This window comes from Pseudophaeobacter sp. 1A09344 (genome assembly GCF_041008745.1).
GTDB classification, from domain to species: domain Bacteria; phylum Pseudomonadota; class Alphaproteobacteria; order Rhodobacterales; family Rhodobacteraceae; genus Phycobacter; species Phycobacter gallaeciensis_A.
The window spans coordinates 166,090-190,496 of the sequence record NZ_JAXGFS010000007.1 but is presented as its reverse complement, the minus strand read 5'-3'; the positions used below and the strand labels follow the sequence as shown (position 1 = coordinate 190,496).

Genomic DNA, 24,407 nt, shown 5'->3' with positions numbered 1-24,407 from the left:
ATAAAGCTCGGAGCTGTTTGAAGAAACAAGATTATTTGTCTTTTGGGCGCGATGTGGTCATTGTTGCGTCGAGTGGACAGGAACGGAGTTGGTTGCGGATGGGATTCCCAGGAACCTGGATGACCGAGAGCGAAAGCGTGATTTACCGGGTGGTGCCGAAATGCGCCTGTTCGACCATCGGTCAGATACTCTATTATTCCGATCACGGCAGGTTCTTTGATGGCGATATTCACGATTCAAAGGAAGGCCTGCACAAATGGGCGCAGGAGGCCAGTCAGGAGCCGATCAGCCGCAATGTGCTGGGCCAGCGCACCTATGCCTTCACCTGCGTGCGCAACCCCTATACCCGGGTGCTCAGCTCCTTCTTTGACAAGATCTGCGGCATCCAGCGCAACGGCAAGCGCTATCGTGGCAATCTGGTGCCACGGCTGGTCTATGACTACGGGATCGAGGTCGGCGGCGAGGATGGCCAGCAGGAGTTCGACCAGATCAAGAGCTTCCGGCGGTTCCTTTTATTCGTGCGCGATACCATCCGGTTCCGGCGGCCGATGGAGCCGGATATCCACTGGTCGGCGGCCTCGGGGCATGTGTCGACCTTTATCGTGAATGGCGGACGCTACAACAAGATCATCTGGACCGAGGCCTTCAACGACGGCATGAGCCAGGTTCTGGACGCCATCGAGACGCCGCATCCCGTGGATCTGGCGGCGATCCCGCGCTTCAACGAAAGCGAAGGCCATGGCCCCAAACGCGCGCATCCGGTGGAGGATTATTTCGACGATCTGTCGATGCATCTGATCTATGAGATCTACAAGCGCGATTTCGACTTGTTCAAATACGATTTTGAAAACCCCGCCAACAAGATGCCCATCGGGGAGATCGATCTGGACGAAGTGCACGCCAAGCTGGGCGACTGATCGTGTCTTTGGCAGAAACGGGGGTACTCCCGCCCATCGTCGGGCATTGAAAATGCCCGTCCTCTGGTTGGGCCTGGCGCCGCTGGCGCGGCGCGAAGGGGGTTGCTGAGAAGCGGTTCAGGGGCAGGTTTGCCCTGACGCGCCCTATCGATTTTCTTTGGGATGGGCGCGTCAAGGGTGAACCGCGCGGGCCGCGCGGCGGCGGAGCCGCCCTTGACCCGGGTCGCAGATGCTGCGGTCGAAGGCCGGAAAAGGAAGACGGCCCGAGAAGGAAGACGTCAGGAGTAGAACTGGAGAAGAAAAAGGCCCCTCCGCTGGGTTGGCGAGGGGCCTTCGTTGTTCATTTGGCGCCGGTTACTCGTCGTCTGGCAGTGCACGCACGGCGCCTTTGGCAGCGCTGGTGGTCAGCATCGCATAGGCCTTGAGCGCGGTGGAGACTTTGCGCTTGCGCGGTTTCGCCGGTTTCCAGCCAGCGGCCTCTTGCGCGGCGCGGCGGCTGGCGAGTTCCTCGTCCGAAACGGCCAGATGGATCGAGCGGTTGGGGATGTCGATCTCGATGGTGTCGCCCATCTGCACGAGGCCGATGGCGCCGCCTTCGGCCGCTTCGGGGGAGACGTGACCGATGGAGAGACCCGAGGTGCCACCGGAGAAACGCCCGTCGGTCAGGAGGGCGCAGGCTTTGCCGAGACCCTTGGATTTAAGGTAGGAGGTCGGGTAGAGCATTTCCTGCATGCCCGGACCGCCGCGCGGGCCCTCATAGCGGATCACCACCACATCGCCCTCCTTGACCTTGCCGGTCAGGATGTCGCTGACGGCCTGATCCTGGCTTTCGCAGACATAGGCCGAGCCGGTGAATTTCAGGATGCTTTCATCGACGCCCGCGGTTTTCACGATGCAGCCATCGAGCGCGATATTGCCGAACAAAACAGCAAGGCCGCCATCCTTGGAAAACGCGTTTTCGACCGAGCGGATGACGCCGCCCTTCCGGTCGGTGTCGAGCTCCTTGTAGCGGTTGGATTGCGAAAAGGCCTCGGTCGTGCGCACGCCGCCCGGCGCCGCCTTGAACAGCTCTTCGGCCTCGGGGTTGTTGGCGACCTTGACGTCCCATTTGGCGATGGCTTCGCCCATGGTGCTGGAGTGTACGGTGGAACAGTCATCGTGCAACAGACCGGCGCGGCTGAGTTCGCCGAGGATCGAGAAGATGCCGCCAGCGCGGTGCACGTCTTCCATGTGGACGTTTTCGATGTTGGGGGCCACCTTGCAGAGACACGGCACCTTGCGGCTGAGCCGGTCCATGTCGGACATGTCGAAATCCACCTTGCCTTCATTGGCAATGGCCAGGAGGTGCAGCACGGTGTTGGTGGAACCGCCCATGGCGATGTCGAGGCTCATGGCGTTTTCAAAGGCCTCGAAGGTGGCAATTTCGCGCGGCAGCAGGCCTTTTTCCTCGCCCACGTAGTGGCGTTTGGTGATGTCGACGATCTTGCGGCCCGCCTCAAGGAACAGGTTCTTGCGGTCGGCGTGGGTCGCGAGGGTCGAGCCGTTGCCGGGCAGGGCGAGACCCAGTGCCTCGGCCAGGCAGTTCATCGAGTTCGCGGTGAACATGCCCGAGCAGGAGCCGCAGGTGGGGCAGGCGTTTTCCTCGATATGCTGGACCTGTTCGTCGCTCAGCGTGTCGCTGGCGGCGGCAACCATGGCATCGACGAGGTCGATCTTCTTGGCATCCAGATCGGCGATGTCGATCTTGCCCGCTTCCATCGGGCCGCCGGAGACGAAGATCACCGGGATATTGAGACGCATGGCGGCCATCAGCATGCCCGGCGTGATCTTGTCGCAGTTGGAGATGCAGACCATGGCATCGGCGCAATGGGCGTTGACCATATATTCCACGCTATCCGCGATCACTTCGCGCGAGGGCAGGGAGTAGAGCATGCCATCATGGCCCATGGCGATGCCGTCATCCACCGCGATGGTGTTGAATTCCTTGGCAACACCGCCTGCGGCCTCGACCTCGCGGGCGACCATCTGGCCGAGATCCTTGAGGTGGACGTGACCGGGCACGAACTGGGTGAAGGAGTTGACGATGGCGATGATCGGCTTGCCGAAATCATCGTCTTTCATACCGGTTGCGCGCCAAAGGCCACGCGCGCCGGCCATGTTGCGTCCATGGGTGGAGGTTCTGGATCGGTACATTGGCATGTGGCTATTTCCCCTTTTTACCCTCAGGGACATGATTCGCGAAACAAACGCAATAACTGAGGGGCGATTTTGGTTATTTTGCTCCGATTTCCGGGGCGGTTGCGGAATGGGTTATGCGGGTTTTCTGAATGTCACCGACGGGCGGCTCAGCGTGAGGTGACAGACCAGGCCGATCAGCAGGGCCCAGAAGGGGGCTCCGACCCCAAGAAAGCTGATGCCCGAAACCGTGCCCATGAAACACAGGAGTGCCGCCTCGCGTCCTTCGGTCGGGGCCAGCGCATGGGACAGCCCGTTGCCAATGGTCGACAAGAGCGCAAGGCCTGCAATGGTGGCGACCAGCGCGTGCGGTGCGATCAGGAACAGGGAAATCACGGCAGCGCCGCCCAGCCCCACGGCGCAATAGATCACCCCGGCGGCCACCACGGCGAGGTAGCGGGTGTCCGGATCCTCATCCGCTTCGGGTCCGGCGCAGATGGCAGCGGTGATGGCGGCCAGGTTGAAGGCATAGCCGCCAAAGGGGGCGAGGATCAGCGAAGCGATCCCGGTCACCGTCAGCGCAGCCGAAACCGGCGGAACGTAACCTGCGCTGCGCAGGGTCACCACGCCGGGCATGTTCTGGGAACACATGGTGACGATATAGAGTGGCAGGCCAAGGCCGATCAGCGCCGAGAGGGTGAACTCGGGCATGACCGCCTCGGGGGTGGCGAGAGTCAGGTTCAGCTGCTGCAGGTCTCCGAAGCTGCCGGCTGCGGCGGCCCAGATGACACCCGCCAGCAGAACCAGCGGGATCGTGTAGCGCGGGGCATAGACCTTGCCGATCAGAAAGACCGCGCCCATCACCGCGACCAGCCAGACGTCTTCTTCAAGCGAAGTGAACGCCTCCAGCCCAAAGCGGAACAGGATACCAGCCAAAAGCGCATTGGCCAGCGTATCCGGGATCAGCCGCGCCAGCCGCTCGAACCAGCCAGTGAGGCCGGTGAGCGTCAGCAAGGCGGCGCAGAACAGAAAGGCGCCCGTGGCCTCGGGCAGGGTGGTCGCGCCACCGCCCACCGCCAGAAGAGCGGCACCGGGCGTGGACCAGGCGGTCAGAACCGGCAGGCGGAACCACAGCGACAGGATCAGGCTCGTGATCCCCATGCCCAGCCCGAGGGCCAGAAGCCAGCTGTTGGCCTGCGCCTGGTTTGCCTCCAACGCCGCGATGGCCTGAAAGATGATCGCCACCGAACTGGTGTACCCGACCAGAACGGCGACGGCGCCTGCCGTGATATGAGAGAGTTTCAGCTGCGGCATCATGGGGATCCTGAATGGGGTTTTCCCGGGCGTCGGGCTCTTGTAGGGTCAGTTTGTGCGTTATAGCGCACATTATCTTCTGTGCGTTATAACGCACAAGCCCTTTTTTGAAGAGATCGACAGACCGATGCCAACGCAGCCCGCGTCCCCGCCGGTAAGTGAAGACAAGATTTCGCAGAATCTGAAGCAGATCCGGGCCGAGGCTGGTTTCAGCCTGTCGCGGGCAGCCGAGGTGACGGGAGTCTCCAAGGCGATGCTGGGGCAGATCGAACGAGGCGAATCCAGCCCGACCATCGCCACGCTCTGGAAGATCGCCAAGGGGTTTCACCTGCCGCTGACCGCCTTGATCGAGGATAGCAGTCAGCCCAAGGTTCTGGGCGAGAGCGTGTTCCGCACGGTGCAGTTTCCCGGCAGTATTGCGGTCAAGATCGTCTTTCCCTTTGATCCCAACCTCGGGGCCGAGACCTTTCACGTGCGCCTGCGGCCGGATCAGTGCCACCAGTCCCAGGCGCATGACGCGGGCGTGACCGAAGAGGTCTTTGTGCTGGAAGGGCCTGTGGAAGTGCTGAGCGATGGGGCTTGGGTGCGGCTCGACGTCGGGGAGGGGCTGCGCTTTGCGGCCGATCAGCCCCATGGGTACCGTGCCGGGCCGGACGGGGCGGCCTTTCTCAACATGCACCATTATCGCAGACCGGATCCGACTGGCTGATCAGGTTCTGCGCCCGCAAAGGTCACAATTCCGTAAGAGGGGACACGGCAGTGCTTGCCGAAGTCTCACCTTGTGACTAGGGCTTTGGCAGGGACGTAAAAGCCGATTGGGGGAGGCACCGATGGAAACGCTGCGCGGCAGCCTGTTGATGGTGCTGGCCATGGGGGCCTTTTCGCTGGAGGACATGTTCATCAAATCGGCAGCGCAGGCGCTGCCGGTCGGGCTGATTCTGGTTTTCTTCGGTCTTGGCGGTATGGTGCTGTTTGCACTGGTGGCGCGTGCGCAGGGACAGGCCTTGTGGCACCCGGCCTTTTGCACGCGCGTGATGCTGCTGCGTTCTCTGTCAGAGGTCGTTGGTCGTCTGTGTTTTACCCTGGCCCTTGCGCTGACACCGCTGTCCTCGGCCTCGGCCATCCTGCAGGCGACGCCGCTGGTGGTTGCGGCGGGCGCGGTAGTGTTCTTTGGCGAAACGGTGGGCTGGCGGCGTTGGCTGGCGATTCTGGTCGGTTTCGCCGGGGTTCTGATCATCCTGCGCCCCGGGGTCAGCGGCTTTGAACCGGCCTCGCTGTTCGCCGTGGCCGGAACGCTGGGCTTTGCCGGGCGCGATCTGGCAACGCGGGCGGCGCATGTTTCGATGCACAACAGCCAGCTCGGTATGCTGGGCTTTGCCATGCTGGCAGTGGCCGGGGTCATCGCGCTGGGCTGGACCGGGCTTGATGGGCTGGGTGACGGGGCGTTGACCGATCTGGGCGTCTGGCTGGATGTGACCTGCGCCACGGTGATCGGCGTGATCGCCTATGGGGCGCTGACCGGCGCCATGCGGCTGGGCGAAATCTCGGTCGTGGCGCCCTTCCGTTATACGCGGCTGGTCTTTGCCATGGTGCTGGGCATCCTGGTCTTTGGCGAGCGGCCCGATACGCTGACGCTGATTGGCAGCGCGGTGATCGTGGCGAGCGGTGTCTTTACCCTGATCCGCAGCCGCAAAGCCTGAGTCATCTTGCGTCCGGTCCCGGGCGCGCTTACATCTGCCTGCCATGGCCAAGCAGAAATCAGACCCGAACTACAAAGTGATTGCAGAGAACCGCCGGGCGCGGTTCGATTACGCGATCGAGGAAGATCTCGAATGCGGGATCGTTCTTGAGGGGTCGGAGGTGAAATCCCTGCGCGCCGGGGGCGCCAATATCGCCGAATCCTATGCCACCGTCGATGACGGGGAGCTGTGGCTCGTGAACTCCTATATCGCGCCATATGCGCAGGCCAAGGTGTTCAAGCACGAGGAGCGCCGCCGCCGCAAGCTGCTGGTGTCGCGCAAGGAGCTGGCACGCCTTTGGAATGCGACGCAGCGCAAGGGCATGACCCTGGTTCCGCTGGTGCTCTACTTCAACCACCGGGGCATGGCGAAGATGAAGATCGGCATCGCCAAGGGCAAGAAGAACCACGACAAGCGCGAGACCCAGGCCAAACGCGACTGGTCGCGCCAGAAACAGCGGCTGCTGAAGGACGCGCGCTGACGCCAATGGTCTGAGCTGCCGGAGCCATCCTTCGGGACGGGGACGAGGCAGGCCCGGCGGGCCGTTTGTCGCCACGGCACCACGTTTGGTGCATGTATCAGGGAAATATTGTACCGGAACAGCCGCTTCTCTTGCGACTCCGCGCGGTGGGCTGTACCCATGCGCCAGCGAACCTGAGGGGAGGCGTTTTTGATGGATGATCCGAAAACTCTTGTGTCAACCGACTGGCTGGCAGCCCATCTGAAGGATCCCGATCTCAGGATTCTGGACGGGTCATGGTATCTGCCCAATGAGAACCGCGATCCCAAGGCGGAATATGACGCGGCCCATATCCCCGGCGCGCGCTTCTTTGACATCGATGATATTTCGGACCACCGGTCGGAACTGCCCCATATGGTGCCACCGGTCGAGAAGTTCATGTCGCGCCTGCGCGCGATGGGCGTAGGCGACGGTCATCAGGTGGTGGTCTATGACGGCGCCGGCCTGAAATCGGCGGCCCGTGTCTGGTGGCTGTTCCGGTTGATGGGGCAGATGAATGTCGCGGTGCTGGATGGCGGTCTGCCGAAATGGCAGGCAGAGGGGCATCCGGTCGAAGACCTGCCGCCGATGATCCGCGACCGCCACATGACCGTGCGGGTGCAGAACCAGCTGGTTCGCGATGTGACGCAGGTCTCTGCGGCCGCCAAGCTGGGCGATCATGAAATCATCGACGCCCGCGCTGCCGAACGGTTCCGCGGCGAGGTGCCGGAACCGCGAGAAGGGCTGCGCTCGGGCCATATCCCCGGCTCGAAGAACGTGCCCTACGTGACCCTATTGAACCCCGATGGCACCCTGAAAGACGCAAACGGCATTCGCGCCACCTTTGAAGGCGCCGGTGTCGATCTTGCGAAACCTGCCATCACCACCTGCGGCTCGGGTGTGACCGCCGCCGTTCTCAGCCTGGCCCTGGAGCGCATCGGCAAGACCGATCACGCGCTTTATGATGGATCCTGGGCGGAATGGGGCGCCTTCCCGACCCTACCCGTTGCAACCGGAGAGAACTGATGTTCGAGACCCTGAAACCCCAGCCAGCGGACAAGATCCTGGCGCTGATGCAGATGTACCGCGAGGACCCGCGCGCGGATAAGATCGACCTTGGTGTCGGTGTCTACAAGAACGCCGAGGGCGTCACCCCGGTGATGCGCGCGATCAAGGCCGCCGAGCACAAGCTGTGGGAAGAAGAAACCACCAAGGCCTATACTGGCCTCGCGGGTGATCCCGGCTATGCCGATGTGATGATCAAACTGATCCTGGGTGATAGCGTGGCGCGTGGAAACATTGCCGCCGCCGCCACCCCCGGCGGCACCGGTGCCGTGCGCCAGGCGTTCGAGCTGATCAAGATGGCCAACCCCAAGGCACGCGTTTTTGTGTCGGATCCGACCTGGCCGAACCACATCTCGATCCTGAAATACGTTGGCATCGAGACCGTCACCTACCGTTATTTTGACCGCGAAACCCGCGGCGTGAACTTTGACGGGATGATCGAGGATCTGAAGGGCGCCGAGAAGGGCGACGTGGTGCTGCTGCACGGCTGCTGTCACAACCCCACCGGGGCCAACCTGAACACCACCCAGTGGCAGGAGGTGATCGACCTTCTGAACGCGCGCGGTCTGATCCCGATGATCGACATTGCCTATCAGGGCTTTGGCGACGGTCTGGAAGAAGACGCAGCGGGTGTGCGCATGGTGGCTGCCCAGACGCCCGAATGCCTGATCGCGGCAAGCTGCTCCAAGAATTTCGGCATCTACCGCGAACGCACCGGTCTTCTGATGGCGGTTAGCCAGGACGGCAGCGCACAGGCGCTGAACCAGGGCACGCTGACCTTCCTTAACCGGCAGAACTTCTCCTTCCCGCCGGATCACGGCGCGCGCCTGGTGACGATGATCCTGAACGACGACGCCCTGCGCGCCGATTGGGCATCCGAGCTGGAAGAGGTGCGCCTGGGCATGCTGGGCCTGCGTCAGCAGCTGGCGGATGAGTTGCAGCGCCTGAGCGGCTCCGACCGCTTCGGCTTTATCGCGCAGCACCGGGGTATGTTCTCGCTGCTCGGGACCACGCCCGAGCTGGTCGAGAAAATGCGGGTCGACAACGGCATCTACATGGTGGGCGACAGCCGCATGAATATCGCGGGTCTCAACAAGACCACGGTGCCGCTGCTGGCCAAGGCGATCATCGACGCGGGCGTCTAAGCCGCGACGGTTTCGTACTGAGAATTGAGATTACAGGAACGCGCTCCCGATCCGGGGGGCGCGTTTTTTGTTGCGCAGACTTGGGCAGGGGCTCCCGCGCCCGCAGGTGCCTTGCCTTTGGCAAGCCTCCTTGGCGGCCTTGGGCGTGGCGCCGCTGACGCGGCGCAAGGGATTTCGCTGAGAAGCGGTTTAAGGGCAGGTCTGCCCTCAAACGCGCCTTGACCATTGTGAACAGCAGCGCACCGCGCCTCAAGGGAACCTCGCGCCTTGCGCGAGGCCGCTGGTGCGGCCCTTGACCCGCGGTGCGCTTTGATGGGCGGGGCTTTGGCGGCAGATGAGAGCAGCAGGCGCCGCGTCAGCGGCGCCGGGCCCAACCGCAAAGGGACAGTCTATGACTGTGCCGGAGCGGGCGGGAGGGTTCACTCGATGCTGGGGGAAAGGGGACTAGGCAAAGAAAAACGCGGCCCCGAGAGGCCGCGTTCCTAGATCTGTGTCAGGAGGCTGGGTTTAGCCTGCCTTGAACTCCGGATAGGCTTCCATGCCCAGTTCCGCCATGTCGAGACCGTTGATCTCGTCTTCTTCGGTGACGCGGATGCCCATGGTTGCCTTCAGGATCAGCCAGACAATGCCGGAGACGATGAAGGTGAAGGCGCCGATGGCAACGAAGCCGGTGATCTGGGTCACGAAGGAGGTACCTTCGGTGTAGAAGGGAACCGCGAAGGTGCCCCAGAAGCCTGCGACCAGGTGCACCGGAATGGCGCCGACGACGTCGTCGATCTTCAGCTTGTCCAGCATCGGCACAACGAAGACCACGATCACACCACCGACGGCACCGATCCAGAGCGCGCCGAACAGCGAGGGATCAAGCGGACCCGCGGTGATCGACACCAGACCGGCCAGGGCGCCGTTCAGGGTCATGGTGAGGTCGGGCTTCTTGAACATGATCTGGGTCAGCAGCAGGGCAGCGACAGCACCAGCGGCGGCAGCCATGTTGGTGTTGGCGAAGATGCGCGACACGTCGGTCACATCACCCACGGTGCCCATCGCCAGCTGTGAGCCGCCGTTGAAACCGAACCAGCCGAGCCACAGGATGAAGGTACCCAGGGTCGCCAGAGCCAGGTTGGAGCCGGGCATCGGGATGGTTTTGCCGTCTTTGTACTTGCCGATACGCGGGCCGAGGATCAGCGCGCCTGCGAGGGCTGCGAAACCACCTGCTGCGTGCACCAGGGTGGAGCCGGCGAAGTCGGAGAAGCCCATTTCGGACAGGAAGCCGCCGCCCCACTGCCAAGAGGCTTCGATCGGGTAGATCACGCCGGTCAGGATCGCGACGAAGATCAGGAAGGGCCACAGCTTGATACGCTCGGCCAGGGTGCCGGAGACGATCGAGGCAGTGGTGGCGCAGAACATCAGCTGGAAGAAGAAGTCTGAGCCAACCGATGCATAATCGAGCGAGGCATCCGCTGCCGCCAGACCAACCGGTTCAAGCGAGGTGACGGAGAACCAGGGGCCCATCACGCCGGAGATCACCCAGTCGCCGGGGTACATCAGGTTGAAACCGATCAGCCAGTACATGATGGCCGCGATCGAGAACAGCGCGATGTTCTTGGTCAGCTGCATGGTCACGTTCTTGGAACGCACCAGGCCTGCTTCGAGCATGGCAAAGCCTGCAGCCATCCAGAACACCAGGAAGCCGCCGATCAGGAACAGCAGGGTGGTAAAGATATAGGGGTTGATGTCGGGGGTTTCTGCTGCCGCGTCCTGCGCCAGTGCCAGGCCCGGAAGGGCGGCAAAGGCCGTGGCGGCAAGAGAGAGTTTCAGTTTACGCATCTGTATTTTCCTCCGAAATGGACGCTTAAAGCGCCTCGAGGTTGGTTTCGCCGGTGCGCACCCGCACGGCCTGTGCCACATCCAGGACAAAGATCTTCCCATCGCCGATCTTGCCGGTGCGGGCGGTGGACGAGATGGTGTCGACCACCTGATCCGCCAGCTCCCCTGGCACCACGATTTCCAGTTTGACCTTGGGGACGAAGTTTACTTCGTATTCCGCGCCACGGTAGATTTCCGTGTGGCCCGCCTGGGCTCCAAAGCCTTTGATTTCCGTCACCATCAGACCTGAAACGCCGATTCCGGTCAGCGCTTCGCGGACCTCCTCGAGTTTGAAGGGTTTGATGGCTGCTATGATCATTTTCATCTCGACACCCTATTTCTGGACCACTTAGGCCGCTCCATTCGCACCTGCAGCAAAGCGGCCACCCCGAGTCGGGGGAACCGGAAGAGCCTGTTTGCAGGGCGGAATGGCGGCCTCTGGCCTAATTATTTTGCTTAAAAAGTGGTCAATGCCTGCATTTTGAGCGTTTTGAGGAGGGGGTTTCCGGCAAAACTGCCCCTCTACAAAGCAGTGGGATCGGTTTATTGTCGCCAAAACGGGCAAACCGGGCAGGACACTGGCAGGATAATGACATGGCACAAGGATCAGGGCGCAAGCCGCTGGTGGCGGATAAACGCTATCCCAAAAGCAGATCCGGCAAAGGGGCAAAGCCTGCGCGCCGGGGCGCACGAAAAGGCAGCTCTGGTGGTGGGATCTTTGGGTTTCTCTTCGGGCGCCGAAAACCTGCCGCAGTGCCCAAGAAGGCTGCGCCGCGGAAAAAGTCGGCAGCGACGCGCAAACCAGCCCCCAAACGCAAACGCGGGCTGATCGGGACCCTGCTGGCGCCGTTTCGCTGGCTGCTGCGTCTGGTCTGGGGCTTTACCTGGCGCGTCGGGCTGATCTGCACTGGCATCGTCGCCCTGGCCGTCGGCTATCAATACATGAAGCTGCCCGAGGTGACGCAGCTGCTCGATGGGCGGGCGCGTGGCTCGGTCACCCTGCTGGATGCAAAGGGAGAGGTCTTTGCCTGGCGCGGGGATCAGTTTGGCGGCGTCGTCACCACGCAGACCGTGTCGAAACACCTGAAGAACGCGGTGGTCGCCACCGAGGACAAGCGGTTCTACCGTCATTTCGGCGTCTCGCCGCGCGGGATTGCCAGCGCGGTGCGCATCAACCTGAGCGAAGGGCGCGGTCCACTGTCCGGGCATGGCGGCTCGACCATCACCCAGCAGACGGCGAAGCTGCTATGCCTTGGCGAGGTCTATGACCCCGAGGTCTGGGAAAGCGAACGCGCCTATGAGGCCGATTGCCGTCAGGGCTCCCTTTGGCGCAAGGCGACCGAGGCGGTCTACGCCATGGCGATGGAGGCCAAATACACCAAGGACGAGATTCTCTCGATCTATATGAACCGGGCCTATATGGGCGGCGGCGCCTATGGGGCCGAGGCGGCGGCGCAGCGCTATTTCGGAAAATCCGCGAACCAGCTGAACGCGGCCGAGGGTGCGATGATCGCCGGTCTTCTGACCGCGCCGTCTTCGCTGGCGCCGACCAATAATCTCAAACGCTCGCAGGACCGCGCCGCCACCGTGCTGCGCCTGATGAACGAACAGGGCTATCTGACAGCCAAGGAAACCCAATACGCGCAAAGCCACCCCGCCGAGCTGAGCGAAGCTGCCGAGGCGCGGGCCGGGGGATATTTCGCCGATTGGGTGATGGATACGATCCCCAGCTATTTCGGCGATCAGACCACCGAGGACGTGGTGATCCGCACCACATTGGATCAGCGCCTGCAGAAAGCCGTCGAAGGCGCGGTGGATCATGTGTTTGAGAACAAGGTGCGCGAAGGGTCAAAGGCCCAGGCCGCCATCGTGGTGATGAGCGCCGATGGCGCGGTGCGTGCCATGGTTGGGGGGCGCAAGACGCGGGTGTCCGGAGTCTTCAACCGCGCCACGCAGGCGAAACGGCAGACCGGCTCCGCCTTCAAACCCTTTGTCTATGCCACCGCGCTGGAGCTGGGATATTCGCCGCTCGACCGGGTGCTGGATGCGCCTTATTGCATGGATATTCCGGGGTCGGGCGAATGGTGCCCGCAGAACTATACCCGCAAGTATTATGGCGAAATTACCCTGACACAGGCACTGCGGGATTCGCTGAACATCCCCGCAGTGAAGATTTCCGAAGCGGTGGGCCGCGATCTGGTGCGCCGGGTTGCTGGCGATTTCGGCATCGACAACGAGATGGCCGAAGGTCCAGCGCTGGCGCTGGGCGCCTCGGAAAGCACGCTTCTGGACATGACCGGGGCCTATGCAGGGATCCTCAACGGCGGCTCTTCGGTGACGCCCTATGGGGTGACCTCCTTGAGCCTGGTGGAAGACAGCGAACCCCTGATGGGGTCCAGCGGTGGCATGGGTGAGCGGGTGATCCGTACCAAGGCGGCGCAGCAACTGGTCTGGATGATGGAAAAGGTGATCGCCGAAGGCACCGGACGGCGGGCGCAGATCCCTGGCTGGCAGGCGGCGGGTAAGTCCGGCACCACCCAGGCGGCGCGGGACGCCTGGTTCATCGGCTTCACGGCGGATTACGTGGCCGGGGTCTGGATGGGCTATGACGACAACACGCCGCTGACCGGTGTGACCGGAGGTGGGCTACCGGCCGAGATTTGGCACGAGGCGATGGTGCGGGTGCACGAGGGCCTGGAGCCGAAGCCGCTGCCGATGCAGGCGCCGGATCCATTGCCCGCACCGCAACCCTCAGAGAGGGATCAGCGTCGTGGTCCCCGGATCGGTCAGGAGTTAGGCCGCGCGGTGGATGGCATTCTGAGGGATATCTTCGGCAACTGAGTTGACGCTCCCTGGCAGGCTGGCGCGGGAAAGGTCGCGGCGACCCGTGCAGCCGCGATGCCGCGACCACAGGCAAGGCAAAACAGTGGATCATAGTGGAAAAGGGGCAGGGAGCGGCTCCCGCCCGCTGTTGCTGCCCTGCCGGGCAGCCGCAGCCGTTGGGCCGGGCGCCGCGCGTTCGCGCGGCGCGGGCAGGGATCAGCTGAGGCGTTTCAGCTCTGAGATCATCTTGTCGATGTCGCCGCGGTTGCGGTCGAGAATGGCGCCGATCTCGGTCCGTTCGGTCAGCAGAAGGTTTACGCCCTCAATATACATATTGAAGAACAGATCCTTGCCGGAGCGGTTGGAAACCAGGAAGGTCACTTCGAACGGCGCCTGCCCCTTGAGATAGGCGGTGGTGCTGACCTCGAACCATTTCTTGACGCGCTTCACACCGGTCACCTCGAGGCGACCGCCGATGAATTCACGGAACCGCTGCCCATACTTGCGCGAGATGTAGCCCTGAAAGGCGTCAGAGAAGGCCCGTTTCTGCGCTGCCGAGGCGCGGCGAGCATCGACGCCCATCGCATAGGCAGCAATATAAGAGGTGTCGCTGTACTGGCCAAAGATCCGCTCGAAATCGCGGTACATGGCATTTTCGGACTTGCCCGAGGCAATGACGCGATTGATGTCAGTGACAAGATTGTCGATCAACCGGCTGGCCGAGTTTTCGTTCAAAGCCCAGAGCGCACTGGGCGCGGTGATGGTTGCAGCACCAGCTGCGGCAAGAAACATACGGCGGTTCATCGTTCAAAACCCTTCGGTATCCAGTTCAAACGGATCGATCTCTGTGATCTCACTGCTTTCACCCAGCTCAAAACGGCGGTTCTGAAGGTAGATCAGACGGGCCTGCGCATAGCTGTCGGCGCTTTCGTAGAGAATCGAATCCACGGTATCAGAATATCTTCCACGGTCTCCAAGCCGACGCACGATCTCTGCGTAGACACCGATGTTGTCGGCTGGATTATGCTCAGCAAAGGAAATGGGATTGGTGAAAAAATCAACGGCGATGCCCACCGCGTCACGGGTTGTTGAAGGACCGTAAACAGGCAGTTCCACATAGGCGCCTTCGCCAACGCCCCAGACGTGCAGCGTTTCACCGAAATTGGTGTCGACCGGCGGAATGTCAAAGGCACTGGCCGGATCACCGAGGCCGCCGACGCCGACGATGGTGTTGATGGCAAACCGCGCCAGCGCGATCCCGGATTCCTTGAGGTTGCCCTGAAGTAGCGCATTCACGGCCTGACCCGGCATCGAGAGGTTCTCAGCAAAATGTGAAAAGCTCGTGACCATGGGGTCGGGGACGATCGCGACGTAGCCTTTGGAGGCCGGACGGAAGGCCACGCGGTCAAGGCCAAGGTTGAACCGATGCACCGCCCGGTTCGTATTTTCATAGGGATCGAAGATTTCGCCCGCAGCTTTTGCCGCCGGATCCTGTGTCGCGCAGCCAGCCAAAAGCAGGGCTGATACAAGCAGGACAGAGAGCGTTGCAAATGATCGCGTAAAAAAAGTCATCGGGTCTGGGTTTCCCTTGGTCCAAATTTGGAGCACACCGTGCGCACTTATTGGGAATCCTTCTGCTTCCCACCCTTTGAAGGCCTTGATTGTGAAACTGTGGCAGAATTGGAACAGGTTTTCTGCGGGCAGCTCGCTGCCCTGCTTTAGTATGAACAGGCGCGCTTGAACAGGTATTGGAACCAGAGATGAAGGAAAAAAATATAAAACCGGGATTTGATGAGCTTCGGTATGTGCGTCGCCGCAACCGTGGGCTTTTCTGGTCTACCGGAGTCTTCAGCTTTTTCGTGAACATGCTGATGCTGACCGGCCCGCTTTATATGATGCAGGTCTATGACCGGGTCCTGGGCAGCCGCTCCGAGGCCACGCTGGTCGCCCTGTCGCTCCTGGTGGTGTTCCTTTACGGCATGATGGGTCTTCTGGATTACGCCCGTGGCCGGATCCTGGCCCGGGCCGGGGCTCGGTTCCAGGCGGCGCTGGACCAGCGGGTGTTCGATGCCATGATCCGCCGCTCGGCGGTGGCGCGCGACCCGGTCGCCCAGACCGGCCTCAGCGATCTGGAATCCATCCAGCGGCTGATTTCCTCGCCGGTTCTGGGCGCCGCTTTCGACCTGCCGTGGACTCCGGTGTTCCTGGCGGGGATTGCCCTCTTTCACCCCTATCTGGGGCTGCTGGCGCTCACCGGTGGCGCGGTGCTGATCGGGATTGCCCTTCTCAACCAACTGCTGAGCCGTACGCCGCTGCAAAAAGCCAATATGTCCGGCCACAAGGCCAACCTGATGTCCGAGGAAATCCGCACCGAAGCGGAGATGATCCAGTCCATGGGGATGCGCAATGCCGCCTTCCAGCGCTGGCAGAAGGCGCGTTCGGCCGCGCTGAAGGACAATATCGCGGCCAATGACACCGGCGGCGGCTTCACCACCCTCACCAAGACGCTGCGGCTGTTTCTGCAATCGGCGATGCTGGGGCTGGGTGCCTATCTGGTGCTGCAGGGCGAGATGACGCCCGGGGCGATGATCGCCGGGTCGATCCTGATGGGCCGGGCGCTGGCCCCGATCGAGCTGGGTCTCGGTCAGTGGCCCATGGTGCAGCGCGCGATGAAAGGCTGGAGCAACCTCGGCGAACTTCTGGCCAAGGTACCGCCGGAACAGGAGCGCACCGCGCTGCCGCAACCCAAGGCGCTGCTCGAGGTGCAGGGGCTGGCGGTGGTACCGCCCGGTGACAACAAAGCGCAGCTACGCAACGTGTCGTTCCGGGTGCAACCGGGACAGGCCATCGGCGTGATCGGCCCGTCGGGATCGGGTAAATCCACCCTGGCCAAGGCGCTAACCGGCGCCTGGCGCCCGGCAGCGGGCACGGTGCGGCTGGATGGGGCTTCCATTGATCAATATGCGCCGGACGTTCTGGGCCGCCACATCGGGTATCTGCCGCAGCGGGTACAGCTGTTTGACGGCACCATCGCCCAGAACATTGCCCGGCTGTCTCAGGAGCCTGATGCCGAAAAGGTTGTCGCCGCCGCCAAGAAGGCTGCCGCGCATGATATGATCGTCAAGCTGCCTGATGGCTATGACACAGCGGTTTCTTCCGGTGGGGGGCGTCTGTCCGGCGGTCAGATGCAGCGGGTTGCTTTGGCTCGTGCACTTTATGATGATCCGGTTTTCGTCATTCTGGACGAGCCCAATTCGAACCTCGACAATGACGGATCGGTGGCGCTCAATCAGGCGATCAAACAGCTCAAGGCCGAAGGAAAATCGGTGATGATCATGGCCCACCGTCCAGCGGCCATTCAGGAATGCGATCTGCTGCTGGTGATCGACCAGGGTGTACAGACCGCCTTTGGTCCCAAGGACAAGGTACTGCAGGAAATGGTCGCGAACCATCAGACGATCCGCAAGGCACGGGCCCCCGGAGGTGTACAATGAGCGTAGAAAAAGACTGGTCCGCCCGACGTCCGCTGGCCATCGGGCTTCTTGGACTACTGATTCTGGTCGGTGGGTTTGGAACCTGGGCGGTGATGTCCTCGATCGCGGGCGCAGTTGTGGCGACCGGCCGGATTGAGGTGGATCGCAACCGTCAGGTGGTTCAGCATCTGGATGGAGGCATCGTTTCGGAAATCCTGGTTGACGAAGGCGATACCGTTGCCGCCGGTGAAACGCTGCTGCGTCTTGATGCGGCCGAACTGCACTCGCGGCTGGTGATCACCGAAGGCCAGCTGTTCGAGATGATGGCCCGCCGTGGGCGGCTTGAGGCCGAGCGCGACGAGGCGGAGGAAATCACGTTTGACGCCGAACTGGTGGCTCTGGCCCCCGAGCGGCCCGAGGTGCGCGACCTTATGGAGGGGCAGCAGCGTCTGTTCCTGGCCCGCCGGGATTCCACTGCCCGCGAGATCGAACAGCTGGAAAAACGCCGCACCCAGATCAACGATCAGATCGTCGGCATCAAGGCGCAGCAGGAGTCCATGCGGGTTCAGCTGGAGCTGATCGGCGAAGAGCTGAAGAACCAGCAGATCCTACTGGAGCGTGGGCTGGCGCAGGCTGGCACGGTTCTGAACCTGCGCCGCACCGAGGCGAACCTCAGCGGCTCTCTGGGGGAACTCCTGGCCAATCAGGCCCAGGCCGAAGGCCGTATCACCGAAATCGACATCCAGATCCTGACGCTTGGCTCGCGCCAGCGCGAAGAGGCGATCACCCGGCTACGTGATCTGCGCTATCAGGAACTAGAGCTGGCCGAAACCCGCCGCTCGGTTCTGGAGCGGCTGAACCGGCTGGATATCACCGCGCCGGTCTCGGGCGTTGTCTATGGTATGCAGGTCCACACGCCGCGTTCGGTGATCCGCCCGGCAGAACCGGTGCTGTATCTGGTGCCGCAAGACCGGCCGCTGGTGATCGCGGTGCAGGTGGTACCGACGGATATCGATCAGATCTTTGTCGGTCAGTCGGTGACGCTGCGCTTCTCGGCGCTGGATCAGCGCCAGACCCCGGAACTCTTCGGCAAGGTGACGCAGGTCTCTGCTGACGCTTTTGAGGACGAAGGCACGCGGGTCTCTTACTACCGCGCCGAGATCGAGTTGAACGAAGGCGAGCTGGAAAGACTGCCTGCGGATACCGCCCTTATCCCGGGCATGCCGGTGGAAAGCTATATCCGCACCAAGGATCATTCGCCCATGGCCTATCTGCTAAAACCGCTGAGCGATTATTTCGTCAAGGCCTTCCGCGAAACCTGATCACGCGGGCCGCCGACAGGGCGTTTTGCTCTTTTCGGCGGCCTGCTTCGGCGCTAGCGTCGCCTCCAAACAGTGATCTGGAGGACAGCCGTCATGAGCATCGAAGCCAAACTTGCAGAACTGGGCGTTAACCTGCCCGAAGCCCCGGCACCGGCGGCAAACTACGTGCCCTACGTCGTGGCAGGGGACATGGTTTATGTCTCCGGTCAGATTTCGGCGGATGAAAGCGGGCTGATTACCGGCACCCTTGGCGATGACATGGAGGTCGAGGCCGGTCAGGCGGCAGCAAAACGCTGTGCCATCGCGCTTCTGGCACAGCTGAAGGCGGCCTGCGGCGGCGATCTTGAGCGTCTGGTGCGGGTCGTGAAACTGGGCGCTTTTGTCAATTCCACCGCCGATTTCACCCAACAGCCTCAGGTGGTGAACGGCGCCTCCGATTTCCTGGTGGCGGCGCTTGGCGATGCCGGGCGTCACGCGCGCTCGGCCGTGAGCAGCCCCTCGCTGCCGCTGGGCGTTGCCGTTGAAATCGACGCGGTGTTCCAGATCAAATGAGGCCCGCACTACCCGCCCCGTTCCTGAAGCTGCCGGTGGCGCATCGCGCGCTGCATGATCTGGCGGCGGGGCGGCCTGAAAACAGCCGCGCGGCGATCCGCGCGGCCATCGCGGCGGGCTATGCGATCGAAATCGATCTGCAACTCTCTGCCGACGGGCAGCCGATGGTGTTTCACGACGATACGCTGGAGCGGCTGACCGAAGAGACCGGCCCGGTCCGGGCGCGCACGGCAGAGGCGCTGCGCCGGATCCCGCTGAGCGGCGGCGATGGCGAATGCATACCGGATTTCGCCGAAGTGCTGCAGCTGGTGGCGGGGCAGGCGCCGCTGCTGATCGAGATCAAGGATCAGGACGGTCAGATGGGCGCGAACGTGGGGGCGTTGGAACAGGCCGCCGTGGCGGCCTTGCAGGGCTATGACGGGCCGGTGGCGCTGATGTCCTTCAACCCGCATTCGGTGGCGGAACTGGCGCGTCTGGCGCCTCATATCGCACGCGGCATCGTCACCAGCGCCTATGTGCCCGAAGAATGGCCTGAACTGCCCCGCGCGGTCTGCAACGATCTGCGCAATATCCCGGATTTTGACCGGGCAGAGGCCTGTTTCATCAGCCACGAAGCCAGCGATCTGGCCCGGCCCCGGGTGCAGGCGCTGCGCGATGCTGGGGTTCCGGTGCTGTCCTGGACCATAACCTCGCCTGCCGAAGAGGCGGAGGCGCGCAGCTATGCTGACAATGTGACCTTTGAGAATTATCTTTCCCCGCTGCCGTCTTGATCCGCCCCGGACAGGGGCCAGATACTGATGAGCAAAGGAGGCCGCATGGATCAGGCACGGATCGAAATTCAGGTTCTGGAGTCCCTGTCGCAGATCGCTGCCGGGGACTGGGACGCCTGCGCCTGCCCCGAGGCCGCGGATGGTGGGCGCCCGCTCGATCCCTTTACCACCCATAGGTTTCTGCTGGCCTTGGAGCAAAGCGGATCGGTCGGGCGCGGCACTGGCTGGCAGCCGCAGTATCTGACCGCCTATCAGGACGGGCAGCTGATCGCCTGCGCGCCGCTTTATGCCAAATCGCACAGCCAGGGCGAATATATCTTCGATCACAACTGGGCCCATGCCTATGAGCAGGCGGGCGGGCGTTATTATCCCAAGCTGCAGATCGCGGTGCCCTTTACCCCCGCAACCGGTCGCCGCCTGCTGGTGCGCCCGGGGGCCGAGGGCATCGGCCATTCGGCGCTGGTGCAGGGCGCGGTGCAACTGACGGCGGACAATCACGTCTCTTCGCTGCATGTGACCTTCTGCACCGAGGAGGAAGCGCAGATCGGTTCCGAAATCGGATTGATGAGCCGCGCCACCCAGCAATATCACTGGCTGAACGACGATTATGCCGATTTCGACGATTTCCTTGCCGCCCTGTCGTCGCGCAAGCGAAAGACCCTGCGCAAGGAACGGCGGCAGGCGCAGGCGTTTGGCGGTGAGATCGCCTGTTACACTGGCGCTGATCTGCGCCCCGAGCACTGGGATGCCTTCTGGGAGTTCTATCAGGACACCGGCAGCCGTAAATGGGGCTCTCCCTACCTCAGCCGCGCCTTCTTCGATATCGCGCATGAGGTCATGGCGGATGACATGCTGCTGGTGCTGGCCGAACGGGACGGGCACCCAGTTGCCGGGGCGCTGAACTTCATCGGTCGCGAGACGCTCTATGGCCGCTACTGGGGCTGCATCGAGCATCACCCGTTCCTGCATTTCGAACTGTGCTATTATCAGGCGATTGAACAGGCCATCGCGATGGGGCTGAAGCGGGTCGAGGCCGGCGCGCAGGGTGAGCACAAGCTGGCGCGCGGTTATTTGCCGACGCAGACGCACAGCCTGCATTGGATTGGTGATCCCGGGTTCGCAGATGCGGTACAACGCTATCTGGAGGCCGAGCGGGCCGCGGTCGAGGAAGAGATCGAGATCCTTACCGACTATGGTCCGTTCCGAAAGGCACAAGTGGAGGAACAGGAATGACCGAGAAACTCTCCGAGGCCACCCGTGGCCCGCTGCTGGATCCGCTGTTCGCTGCGGGCTGGAGCATGGTGGAAGGGCGCGATGCCATCACCAAGGTCTACCTGTTCGCTGGCTTTGACGAGGCCTTTGGCTGGATGACCCGCGCGGCCATCTGGGCGGAAAAGTGGAACCACCATCCGGAGTGGCGCAATATCTACAACCGGGTCTGGGTGGTTCTGACCACCCATGACGTGGGCGGCCTCAGCGCGCAGGATGCCAAACTGGCACGCAAGATGGATGCTCTGTTTGGCCGGGGTGAGTAGGCGCGCGGCCAACCCAGCTTGCAGGTAAAAAGCCAGTAACTGAAAGATATACCCCCGGCGGCTTGGCAGCCGGGGGGTACCTCTAGGCCTGGGAACAGGTTGGATCAGGGCGGGCGCTTAGTGGGCTTCGGCCCAGTTGTCCCCTGTCCCGGCATCGACGGTCAGTTTCACATCCAGATGCACCGCCGGATCTGCGGCGCTTTCCATTACCCGGCGGGCGGTTTCGGTGGTTTCCTCCACTGCCGACTCGGGCACCTCGAAGATCAATTCGTCGTGCACCTGCAGCAGCATCTTGGCGGGCAGGTGGGCGATGGCATCCGGCATCCGGACCATGGCGCGGCGGATCACGTCGGCGGCGGTGCCCTGGATGGGCGCGTTGATCGCAGCCCGTTTGGCAAAACCGGCGCGCGGTCCCTTGGCGTTGATCTCGGGCGTATGGATCTTGCGCCCGAACAGGGTCTGCACGTGGCCATGTTCCTTGGCGAATTCCACGGTGCTGTCCATGTATTTGCGGATACCGGGGAAACGTTCGAAATAGCGGTCGATGAAGCCCTGCGCCTCTGCCCGTGGGATGCGCAGGTTGCGCGCCAGGCCAAAACCCGAGATGCCGTAGATGACGCCAAAGTTGATCGCCTTGGCCTTGCGGCGGATTTCGGGCGTCATCTCGTCCAGCGGCACGTCAAAGACCTCGGAGGCGGTCATGGCGTGAATGTCCAGCCCATCGGCAAAGGCCTGTTTCAGGGTGCCGATATCGGCCACATGGGCGAGGATGCGCAACTCGATCTGGCTGTAGTCGAGCGACAGCAGCTTGTTGCCGGTCTCCGCCACGAAGGCCTCGCGGATGCGGCGGCCTTCCTCTGAACGCACCGGGATGTTCTGCAGGTTCGGATCGGCCGAGGCGAGGCGTCCGGTGTTGGCGCCGGTCTGCACGTACGATGTGTGCACCCGCCCGGTTTCCGGGTTGATGTGATCCTGAAGCGCATCCGTGTAGGTCGATTTCAGTTTCGACAGTTGCCGCCAGTCCAGCACGCGGGCGGGCAGCTCGTGCTCTGTCGCCAGCTCTTCCAGGATATCGGCGCCGGTGGCATAGGCGCCGGTCTTGCCTTTCTTGCCGCCTTCGATGCCCATCTTGTCAAACAGGATCTCGCCCAGCTGTTTCGGGCTGCCGACGTTGAAGCTTTCTCCGGCGAGGGTGTGGATCTCATCCTCAAGGGCTGCCATCTTCTGGGCAAAGGCGTTGGACATGCGGCTCAGCGTGTCGCGGTCCACCTTGATGCCGTGGCGCTCCATCCGGGCAAGCACCGGCGACAGGGGGCGTTCCAGCGTTTCATAGACGGTGGTGACCTTTTCGCGGTGCAGTTGCGGCTTGAACGTCTTCCACAGACGCAGGGTGATGTCGGCGTCCTCGGCTGCGTAAGGCACGGCATCGGCAATCGGCACCCGGTCGAATGTGATCGCGGATTTGCCTGTGCCCAAGAGAGGCTTGATCGGGATCGGCGTGTGATCGAGGTACCGTTCCGAAAGCGTGTCCATTCCATGGCCATGCTCGCCCCCGTGCAGGGAGTATGACAGCAGCATGGTGTCATCATAGGGCGCCACGGTGATGCCATCCGCAAAGCCCGCTCCGCGTTGGCGGGCCATGATCTTGGCATCGTATTTCATGTTCTGGCCGATCTTGATGATCGCGGGATCCTCAAGCACCGGTTTCAGCATGGCAAGCGCCGTGTCGAAATCCATCTGGCCCTCGGCCAAGGCATCCGATCCAAAAAGATCGTCGCTGCCTGCCTCGGCCTTGTGGGTGAGGGGGATATAGCAGGCTTCGCCCGGCTCCACACACAGGGATACACCAACCAGATCGGCGGTCATTTCATTGAGGCCGGTGGTCTCGGTGTCAAAGGCAACCCAGCCGCGGCCCCGGATCCGGTTGATCCAGACCTGCAGTGCCTCGGCATCGCGCACGCATTCGTATTTTTCGGCGTCGAAAGGCACGGCCTCTGCCGGATCGTCCTCTGTCGCGGTAGCAGCGGGGGCCGTGGGCTCGGGGATCACCGGCGCTTCGCGGCCCATCTGCTTGGCCATCCGGGCGCTGAGGGTGCGAAATTCCATCTCGGTCAGGAAATTCAGTACCGTATCCGGATCGGGTTCGCGCAGTTCCAGATCATCAAGCGAAAAGTCGAGCACCATGTCGCAGTCCAGCTGCACCAGCTTTTTCGACAGTTCGATCTGGTCGCGTTTCTCGATCAGGGTCTGGCGGCGCTTGGGCTGCTTGATCTCTTCGGCGCGGTCCAGCAGCTCATCAAGGCTGCCGAATTCATTGATCAGCAGCGCGGCGGTCTTGATCCCGATGCCCGGCGCGCCGGGCACGTTGTCGACGCTGTCGCCCGCCAGCGCCTGCACATCGACCACCCGGTCGGGGCCGACGCCGAATTTTTCCATCACGCCGTCGCTGTCGATCCGCTTGTTCTTCATCGCGTCCAGCATTTCGACGCCGCCGCCGACCAGCTGCATCAGGTCCTTGTCAGAGGAAATGATGGTGCAGCGCCCGCCTGCCTTGCGCGCCTGATGGGCCAGGGTGGCGATGATGTCGTCGGCCTCGAAGCCTTCGATCTCCTTGCAAGCGATGTTGAAGGCGCGGGTGGCGTCGCGCGTCAGCGGGAACTGCGGGCGCAGGTCTTCGGGTGCGGGCGGGCGGTTCGCCTTGTAGAGATCATAAAGATCGTTGCGGAAGGTCTTGCCCGAGTGATCGAAGATGACTGCCACATGGGTGGGCGCATCGGGGCCGGTATTGGTCTCGATGTATTTCACCAGCATGTTGCAAAAGCCAGCAACTGCGCCGATCGGCAGCCCGTCCGATTTGCGCGTCAGTGGCGGCAGCGCGTGGTAGGCCCGGAAAATGAAGGCCGAGCCGTCGATCAGGTGAAGATGGCAGCCTTTGCCGAATTGCGTACCGCTCATGACTGTCGCGCTCCTTCCCGGGAAACTGTTCGTGTTCTGTTTTCGGGTTATCGGTGATCCGATGGCCAAGGGCAATTGGAGTTTCCGCAAAGCCGGGCAATCAGCAGGATTGCGGGGCATGGGTAAGGACGGCCCGCTTCCCTTTTGCCGGGGAGGGGCGGGGGCTGTCCGGCCTATCGGCCTGACGAGATACCAAGATTGGCGGCACGAAAACCGGGCATCAGGCTAGTGGTAAACAGTCTGTTTCCACCCCGTGC

General features: G+C 62.5%; 20 protein-coding genes. 13 read left to right on the top strand and 7 right to left on the bottom strand.

The genetic code is table 11. The features are described 5' to 3' along the window. The first annotated feature begins 98 nt into the window (after positions 1-98). Complete coding sequence (locus tag SM765_RS14000; protein ID WP_347508898.1) at positions 99-917, top strand: sulfotransferase family protein; 819 nt, start codon at positions 99-101, stop codon at positions 915-917. 354 nt (positions 918-1,271) lie between these two features. On the opposite strand, the gene ilvD is transcribed toward SM765_RS14000, so the two are convergent. Next, positions 1,272-3,116 (bottom strand): dihydroxy-acid dehydratase, encoded by a 1,845-nt coding sequence (gene ilvD / locus SM765_RS13995; protein ID WP_274835600.1) that lies wholly within the window; start codon positions 3,114-3,116, stop codon positions 1,272-1,274. A gap of 111 nt (positions 3,117-3,227) precedes the next feature. Continuing rightward, positions 3,228-4,409: a benzoate/H(+) symporter BenE family transporter gene (locus SM765_RS13990; RefSeq protein ID WP_274835599.1), complete on the bottom strand. Its 1,182-nt coding sequence runs from the start codon at positions 4,407-4,409 to the stop codon at positions 3,228-3,230. 124 nt (positions 4,410-4,533) lie between these two features. Between SM765_RS13990 and SM765_RS13985 the strand changes: the two genes are divergently transcribed. The 5 genes from SM765_RS13985 (at position 4,534) to SM765_RS13965 (ending at position 8,854) form a co-directional block, all read left to right on the top strand. Then, positions 4,534-5,115, top strand: a complete 582-nt coding sequence (locus SM765_RS13985; protein WP_065271675.1) for a helix-turn-helix domain-containing protein — start codon at positions 4,534-4,536, stop codon at positions 5,113-5,115. Positions 5,116-5,236: 121 nt separating this feature from the next. Beyond that, complete coding sequence (locus tag SM765_RS13980) at positions 5,237-6,106, top strand: DMT family transporter (RefSeq protein ID WP_274835597.1); 870 nt, start codon at positions 5,237-5,239, stop codon at positions 6,104-6,106. A gap of 43 nt (positions 6,107-6,149) precedes the next feature. Further along, positions 6,150-6,626 carry an SsrA-binding protein SmpB gene (smpB, locus tag SM765_RS13975; RefSeq protein WP_274838187.1) on the top strand — a complete coding sequence of 159 codons (477 nt, stop codon included), beginning with the start codon at positions 6,150-6,152 and terminating at the stop codon, positions 6,624-6,626. Positions 6,627-6,818: 192 nt separating this feature from the next. Then, a complete protein-coding gene (gene sseA, locus SM765_RS13970; RefSeq protein ID WP_065271672.1) occupies positions 6,819-7,670 on the top strand; it encodes a 3-mercaptopyruvate sulfurtransferase in 852 nt (283 codons plus the stop codon). Next, positions 7,670-8,854 (top strand): amino acid aminotransferase, encoded by a 1,185-nt coding sequence (locus SM765_RS13965; RefSeq protein ID WP_368981548.1) that lies wholly within the window; start codon positions 7,670-7,672, stop codon positions 8,852-8,854. The genes sseA and SM765_RS13965 overlap by 1 nt, the downstream gene beginning before the upstream one ends. 507 nt (positions 8,855-9,361) lie before the next feature. Here the strand turns inward: SM765_RS13965 and amt are convergent. Together amt and SM765_RS13955 are read right to left on the bottom strand one after the other, a co-directional pair. After that, the gene (gene amt, locus SM765_RS13960; RefSeq protein WP_274838189.1) at positions 9,362-10,681 is read right to left on the bottom strand and encodes an ammonium transporter; all 1,320 of its coding nucleotides are present in this window, start codon (positions 10,679-10,681) and stop codon (positions 9,362-9,364) included. A gap of 25 nt (positions 10,682-10,706) precedes the next feature. Next, complete coding sequence (locus tag SM765_RS13955) at positions 10,707-11,045, bottom strand: P-II family nitrogen regulator (RefSeq protein WP_065271668.1); 339 nt, start codon at positions 11,043-11,045, stop codon at positions 10,707-10,709. A 269-nt stretch (positions 11,046-11,314) separates the two neighbouring features. On the opposite strand from SM765_RS13955, the gene SM765_RS13950 reads away from it, so the two are divergent. Beyond that, positions 11,315-13,561, top strand: a complete 2,247-nt coding sequence (locus SM765_RS13950) for a transglycosylase domain-containing protein (RefSeq protein WP_274838190.1) — start codon at positions 11,315-11,317, stop codon at positions 13,559-13,561. A 198-nt stretch (positions 13,562-13,759) separates the two neighbouring features. On the opposite strand, the gene SM765_RS13945 is transcribed toward SM765_RS13950, so the two are convergent. Then, positions 13,760-14,347: an MlaC/ttg2D family ABC transporter substrate-binding protein gene (locus tag SM765_RS13945; RefSeq protein WP_065271666.1), complete on the bottom strand. Its 588-nt coding sequence runs from the start codon at positions 14,345-14,347 to the stop codon at positions 13,760-13,762. Between the two features lie 3 nt (positions 14,348-14,350). Continuing rightward, entirely contained in the window at positions 14,351-15,115 is a 765-nt protein-coding gene (locus tag SM765_RS13940) for an MlaA family lipoprotein (protein WP_274838191.1), read from the bottom strand. Positions 15,116-15,303: 188 nt separating this feature from the next. On the opposite strand from SM765_RS13940, the gene SM765_RS13935 reads away from it, so the two are divergent. From SM765_RS13935 to SM765_RS13910, 6 genes are all read left to right on the top strand, one after another. After that, the gene (locus tag SM765_RS13935) at positions 15,304-17,037 is read left to right on the top strand and encodes a type I secretion system permease/ATPase (protein ID WP_274838192.1); all 1,734 of its coding nucleotides are present in this window, start codon (positions 15,304-15,306) and stop codon (positions 17,035-17,037) included. Continuing rightward, complete coding sequence (locus tag SM765_RS13930) at positions 17,034-18,338, top strand: HlyD family type I secretion periplasmic adaptor subunit (RefSeq protein ID WP_274838193.1); 1,305 nt, start codon at positions 17,034-17,036, stop codon at positions 18,336-18,338. The genes SM765_RS13935 and SM765_RS13930 overlap by 4 nt, the downstream gene beginning before the upstream one ends. 93 nt (positions 18,339-18,431) lie before the next feature. Then, positions 18,432-18,890 (top strand): RidA family protein, encoded by a 459-nt coding sequence (locus tag SM765_RS13925; protein WP_274838194.1) that lies wholly within the window; start codon positions 18,432-18,434, stop codon positions 18,888-18,890. After that, positions 18,887-19,660, top strand: a complete 774-nt coding sequence (locus SM765_RS13920; RefSeq protein ID WP_274838195.1) for a glycerophosphodiester phosphodiesterase family protein — start codon at positions 18,887-18,889, stop codon at positions 19,658-19,660. The genes SM765_RS13925 and SM765_RS13920 overlap by 4 nt, the downstream gene beginning before the upstream one ends. A 45-nt stretch (positions 19,661-19,705) precedes the next feature. Next, the gene (locus SM765_RS13915) at positions 19,706-20,893 is read left to right on the top strand and encodes a GNAT family N-acetyltransferase (RefSeq protein WP_274835630.1); all 1,188 of its coding nucleotides are present in this window, start codon (positions 19,706-19,708) and stop codon (positions 20,891-20,893) included. After that, entirely contained in the window at positions 20,890-21,195 is a 306-nt protein-coding gene (locus tag SM765_RS13910; protein WP_065271660.1) for a 4a-hydroxytetrahydrobiopterin dehydratase, read from the top strand. Before SM765_RS13915 ends, SM765_RS13910 begins: the two co-directional genes overlap by 4 nt. Before the next feature lie 117 nt (positions 21,196-21,312). Here SM765_RS13910 and polA read toward each other — a convergent pair whose 3' ends face one another. After that, complete coding sequence (gene polA, locus SM765_RS13905) at positions 21,313-24,150, bottom strand: DNA polymerase I (protein WP_274838196.1); 2,838 nt, start codon at positions 24,148-24,150, stop codon at positions 21,313-21,315. Positions 24,151-24,407 lie beyond the last annotated feature (257 nt).